The 6,394-nt window shown below is 53.3% G+C and carries 2 protein-coding genes; both read right to left on the bottom strand.

Translation table 11 applies throughout. The features are described 5' to 3' along the window. Nucleotides 1–150: 150 nt before the first annotated feature. Entirely contained in the window at nt 151–4,773 is a 4,623-nt protein-coding gene (locus ACI1P1_RS13165) for an Ig-like domain-containing protein (RefSeq protein WP_416216845.1), read from the bottom strand. 96 nt (nt 4,774–4,869) lie between these two features. Beyond that, nucleotides 4,870–6,384, bottom strand: a complete 1,515-nt coding sequence (locus ACI1P1_RS13160; protein ID WP_416216844.1) for an ABC transporter substrate-binding protein — start codon at nt 6,382–6,384, stop codon at nt 4,870–4,872. Nucleotides 6,385–6,394 lie beyond the last annotated feature (10 nt).

Below are 6,394 nucleotides of genomic sequence, written 5' to 3'. Positions count from 1 at the left end.
TGGGTTGGGTTGGGTTGGGTTGGGTTGGGTTGGGTTGGGTTGGGTTGGGTTGGGTTGGGTTGGGTTGGGTTGGGTTGCGGAGAGATCTAAAAACCCACCGCCAGTTTGGGGACTAGCGGTGGGTGGATGAGGGAAGGTTTTATTGATTGGTTAGTTTTTGACTTCTACGGTAATGGGTTGGCTCGTGGTTGCTCCTGCTCCGTTGATCAGCTCCACTACATATTCATAACGGCCCGGGGACCGGTTGTGGAGCTGGACGGTTGCTTGTTGGGCGGCCGGGGTGGCGGCCTGGAGCGGCTGCTCAGCAATCAGGGTGCCGTTTTCGTACAATCGGAGAAGGGTTCCATTGGTGCCCCACCACAGGTTCATCTGCACCTGGTAGCTGCCGTCGCCGTCCCAGTTGTCGTGGGAGAGTACGGGCTGCCCGGGAACTGCTTGGGCGACGGTGACCTGATGCGGATCGCTGCGGGTGGTGCCGAAGGCATTGATCAGCTCCGCTTCATATACATACACGCCGTTTGGTTTATAGGTTACCGCGGTGACGGTGGATTGGGCACCGGGGCTGTTCTCCGCCAATTGCTGTGTATCAATCAGCATGCCGTTTTCATAAAGCTTATAGGTGCTGCCATTATTGCCCCACCACATATCCATCTTAATGGTATAGCTTCCATCCAGCAGACCGGTATCATGGCCGTTATTATCTGACAGGACGGGCTTGCCGGGAGCTTTGGCCGGATCCGGCTTAGGGACCACTCTGACCTTGTGAGTAGCCTTTACATCGGGCAAAGCTGCGGCGGCGACGGTAATAACAGCTTCTCCGACGCTTAGACCCCGCACAGTCCCGCTGGCATCCACCGATGCTACGTTCGAATCGCTGCTGATCCAAACCAGCTCCTTGTCGGAGGCATTCACCGGCAGGACGCTAGCCGCCAAGGCAGCGGTTTGCCCCACCTGCAGCTCCGGCTGGGCAGGCTGAAGCTCTATACCCGTTACTGCCACAGGTAGCTGCTTAAACACAATATCATCGAGCATCAGATAGCTGAAGCCGCCGGTGTAGAAGCCCACCTTGCCGGAAGCTTGATGGCCGGGATCCGCTGCTTCCAGCCGTAACTCTCCGTTTACGTACAGCTTGATATTGGCTCCGTCGGCCAACACACGGATTTGGTACACCGTATCGGGCTGAAGATCCTGGCCGGGCAGCACATTCTGCTTGACTGTAGCCCATGCGGCGTTGTACAGCAGCCACTTGGATGTTCCGTCTCCCGTGGTTCTGTAGCCGATCCGGCTGGGTCCGCCGGTGGCATTTTGGCGGTCAAAAATATAGAATGTAGTCGCATCGGGAAGGGTCGGTGGTGTTTTCAGCTTGAAGCTGAGATCATAGCTGCTGAATTCCTTGTTCACCACGGCGGAGGCCCCGTTCAGGATCTTGTACCAGCGGTTGCCATCCACGTTGACAATGCTGCGGTTGGGATCCACCGGCCAGCCGTTGCCACCGGACTCAAAGTCCGTTGTATGCATGACGTTGGATACAATCATTTTAGCCGAGGCGGCAGCATTGGGATTCTCCGCCGATACGGCGGTTATCACGGCTTCTCCTGTGGATATCCCGGTAACCACGCCGTTCGCATCCACAGTTGCCACCTGCGGGTTGCCGGATGACCAATTCACCCCCGTATTGGCCGCATTGGAAGGATCGAAGGAGGCATGCAGCGCCAGCGTTTCGCCTACGGTCATGTTGGCCTGGGTTTTATCCAGCAGCAAGCCGGATACGGCTGTGGTAGGCAAGGTGAACTTGATGTCGTCAAACCAAAGGTAGCTGAAGTTGCTGACGTAAAAGCCCACCTTGCCCACAGGATTATGGGTCGGATCGGAAGCCTTCAGCCGCAGCTGGTCGTTAACATAGACGCTGATGTCCGCTCCTTTGACCAATGCCTTGATTTTGTACTCCGTGTTGGGCTTGAGGTCATGATCCGGAAAGGTCACTTCCTTGACTGTCCCCCAGGCGGTGTTATACAGCAGCCAACGAGAGGTTCCATCCGCATTGGTTTTGTAGCCGATCCGGCTGGAGTTGGGTCCTACTTGCCGGTCGAAGATATACATGGTCGCATACGCAGGGATGGTATCCGGCGTCCGCAGCTTAAAGCTCAGCTCATACTCCGTATAATCCTTTTTGGTCAGGGAGGTAGCACCGTTCTTGATCCTGTACCAGCGGTTGTCTCCTATTTTCTCAATGGCCCGGTTGCCGTCCAGCGTCCAATCTCCCGGATCCACTTCAAAATCGGCAAAGTCGATAACCCCGTCTCCCTCATCGACGGTAACCTGGACCGTTTCCTTCAAGAGCGGATTTTCCACGGAGGACACTGTAATAACAGCTTCACCCATAGATACACCCTTGATGATGCCCTTGCTGTCTACTGACGCCACTTCTGGGCGGTCGGACTGATAGCTCAGGGCGGAGTTGGTGGCATTCCACGGGAGGACCGCAGCCTGAATGGAAGCGCTCTTAAACACTCCCAACGTGATATTCTTGTTGTACACATACACTTCCCGGACCGGGTAATGGTCGGCGCCGTGAAGAGTGCCTGCTTTGCCGATCACTCCGATATCTCCAAAGGGAATAGCAGTAAAGCCGGGAATACGGTTGAACACCTCCGCATTGGCGTTCAGCTCCAGATTGCCTCCGGCCAGGTCCACAAAACCGGGGTCGCTGTCGGCAATCCAGTTGCCGGAATATTGGACAAGATTGAATTTGTCATAAGCGCCGTTGGCATTGGTGGTTTTGTCCCGGGCTCTCACCGGATTGTAGATCACATTGTTGGTAAAGGTGTTGGTTGTCGGATAGTAGCGGTTTTCGGTGAAGAAATCCGCCAGCTCCGGATATTTCGCCATATGAGGCGTACCGACGTAATTGTTATTGGCCGCAAACAACTCCTGCCATTTGGTCATATAATTCTTCGGAATCTGGTTCTCCGGCTTATCCCCCAAATACAGATCCGCATAATCATACGGGAACTTGCTGTCAATGAAGATATTATTGCGGGTGATGATATGGGAGCCGCCGTTGTTCTTGATCGCAGAGTTGCCCATCTTGTTAAAGATATTCTCTTCAATGGTGATGCCCATGGTGAAGTTGTCCGGGTAAACCCCTTCCACACCGGCCTTGGATTCCCCGATGTTGTGGAAGTAATTGCGCCGGATTACCGTTCCCCGCTCCTGCGGCGAAGCGCCCAGATTCATGTAGATGGCGCCCAAATCGGAGAAGGATTTGCATACATCGTAGATGTCATTGTATTCCACCAAGTGGTCGTTGCCAAAAATCAGAATCCCCGGGTGCGGCGCATCATGAAGCTCGTTGTGGGACATTCTGTTTCCCGCTCCCGACAAATGAACACCGGGGTTATAGGCTTTATGGTAGAATGCAAAGTCGTGAATATGCGAGTTTTCCACGAAGTTATTCCCCGGAGCCAGGGTGGTTTTATTGCCCCCTGTCACCGTAACGGCAGTGCCTCCGATATGATGGATATGGGAATTGGCTACCCCGTTGTACGTGCCGGGAGCCCCGCTGAAATCATTGTAATAAAACCGGCTTTGGGTATTCAGAAGCACGCCGCTGTTGGTGAAATTGCGGATTTCGCAATGGTTCAAGAGCATATGGGTACCGCCCATAAAGACGGCTGCCGAGTCTCTGCCGTTCTCCAGAATCATATCCTCGAAGGTAATGTAGGAGGCGTTCAGGGCATTGATCATGGGTGTTTTGAGAACGGTTACAGTAATCTCCGGATTGCCTTGATTAAAGGAAGCGTTAGGCAGGAAATACAGCTTCCCGTTCTGCCGGTCTATGTAATACTCTCCCGGCATATCGATTTCTTCCAGCAGATTCTGGGCAAAGTGGAAGTCCGGATACCAGTTGTCATTGAAAATGCCGCTCATTTCCCCATAACGGAGGGTAATGGTTTTGTTGGCTGTATCAATGGAGGCAATCTTATTGTACGACCATTCCCAGCTATACCCGAAAATTCCATCCAGCCAAATGTCATCCGCCTGGCTCCAATATTGGGGACGGTCATAGGCGTAAGAAAACGTACCACCGCGGGTATGCACCTCGTCCCGGTTGCTGCGGGTAGGACCCTTGTCCAGCACCTGATCCATCCTTACCGTACTGGTGTTGGGCCAACGTGCCAGGGTCATGCCTTGCCCCTCCACATACAGTTCCATGGGAGGAACCTTGCTCAGGTCATTGGCCAAATAATAACCATGGCGGCTCAGCTCGCCGTAATCTGTCAGGCCATGGGCCGCCAGATTCACCTCCAGCACCTTGGTGCGCGCCTCCGGGTCAATGATCCGGTTCAGCACATTGGTATCAGTGACCGGGGTGAACCAGCTTTTCTGCAGGTTGGCTCCGCCGTCCAAGTGGACGGTTTCACCTGGATAAGCCTGGTACTTGATGATCTTGCCGGCTTCGCCGGAATCCTCCTCCCGGAGCTCGAAGCTTTGGCTTCTCTCATACACACCACCGCGCAAATATACGGTGACGCCTCCTTCGGGCAAACCGCCGGCAGCCTTAAGCTGGCGGATGGTGTCCCGGGCTTTTTCCAAAGAGAGAAAGGGAGCATTCAGGGTACCGGGGTTGGAATCGCTTCCATCTGTGGCCACATAAAAGACCTGGCCAGGTGCCTGTCCCTCCGTTGTTGTAACCGCTCCTAAAACAAAGCCCGGCGAAGATAAGAGCAGCAAACCGGCAAGGAGAACAAGCAGCAGACGTTTTGGATACATAACCTCATTCCTTTCAAATTTTGGATGCAAATCTATAGAAAAAAGGCTGCCGATCCAATGGTTCAACCGGCAGCCAAATTCCTCATGGTGATAAGCTTATTTAACGAGACCCTTTTTCTTCAGGAATTCATTGAATTGCTTGGTTACCTCTGCAACATACTTATCTTCGCCGGCTTTCTTCAGGCGGTCGTACATTGTAGGCCAGGTTTTGTCAAAATCCAGGGTGCCGGTAGTCAGGCCCTTCTTGTATTCGCCCCAAATGGCGTTCAGGTTGGCGATTTCGGTGCTGACCGGCTCGGAGTTAAATTTAAAGGCTCCGATCGGATTCACGTTGGAGGTAGCATTGATTTTCTTGGTTTCTTCCCACACGTTAGCAGGTTGGCCTTCCTTCAAATAGGAATTGAACACGCTGCCGAAAATCCAGTCCATATTGGGCTTGTAGCGGGAATCGGCCTTGGCCTTCACCACATTGTCGGACACCTTCTCATAGTGGGTGCCTTCAATACCGTTACACAGCAGGTTATACAGTTGTTTGTCGGTATTGACCAGATTCAGCAGCATCGTGGCGCGTTCCGGGTTCGGAGAGGTGCGGCTCAGAGCTTGGTTGGTGGTAGCGGAATAACCATTGGAGAACCAATCGGTAACCGGCACAACTACAACTTCATTGCCGCCGTTTTTGCCCTTCACTTCGGCTTCTACGCCGGGCTTCAGAACGTTATTCATGATAACGGCCATTTGCCCCTTGGTTTCATAATCGCTCATCTTAGCTGTAGCGGCATCCTTGAAGATATAGCCCGCTTTGTACCACTTGGAAGCCAGCTTGAAGTTCACCAGGTCCTCCTCGGGGTAACGGAGCAGCTTGTAGGTGGGATCGTCCTTCTTCACATAGAAGTGGTCATCCAGTCCGGGCAGAACCCACATTTGATCGCTGTTCACACCCTGGGCGGCGCTTACAAAAGAGCTTCCGAAAGGAATGATGTTCGGCTCGTTTTGTTTGATTTGCTCCAGGAACGGCTCAATATCCTCAAACTTCTTGATTTTGGTTACGTCCAGATTGTATTTGTCTACAAAGCGCTTTTGAATAATATAGCCCAAGCGGTTGCCGTTTATTTGCTGATTGGGGATAGCGTAGACTTTATCGTCTACAGTCAAGCCGTCCCACATGACCTGAGGAACATCCTTCTTCAATTGCGGGGCATATTTATCAAGCAGGGCATCAAGAGGCTGGATGGCGCCTTTGCGGACCAGTTCCTCAGGCTTCAGCAGGTATCCGGTCCAGAGGATATCGAACTTCTCGCCCGCTGCCAGAACCGTATTCATCTTCTGAACATAGTCGCCGATCGGCACTGGCATCAGCTTGACGGTGGCGTTCAGCTTTTCTTTGGTAATCTTGTTCACCTCGGCCGCTACCGTCTCCTGGTCGCCTTGCAGCTGGGACAACGGATAATACCAAGTCAGTTCAACCGGCGCCAGCGTTTGGGCTCCTGCCGATGCCGTTCCTGCAGCGGGAGAACCGTTTGACGCAGCCGGGGTTTCGTCACCCTTGCCGCAGCCAGCCAGGAAAGCAGCCGCCAGAGAAGCAGCCATCGTTGCCTTCATCCATGTCTTCATGTGTTTGACC

The organism is Paenibacillus mesotrionivorans, assembly GCF_046098205.1.
Lineage (GTDB): Bacteria > Bacillota > Bacilli > Paenibacillales > NBRC-103111 > Paenibacillus_AR > Paenibacillus_AR mesotrionivorans.
This window is presented reverse-complemented; position numbering and strand designations above follow the sequence as displayed.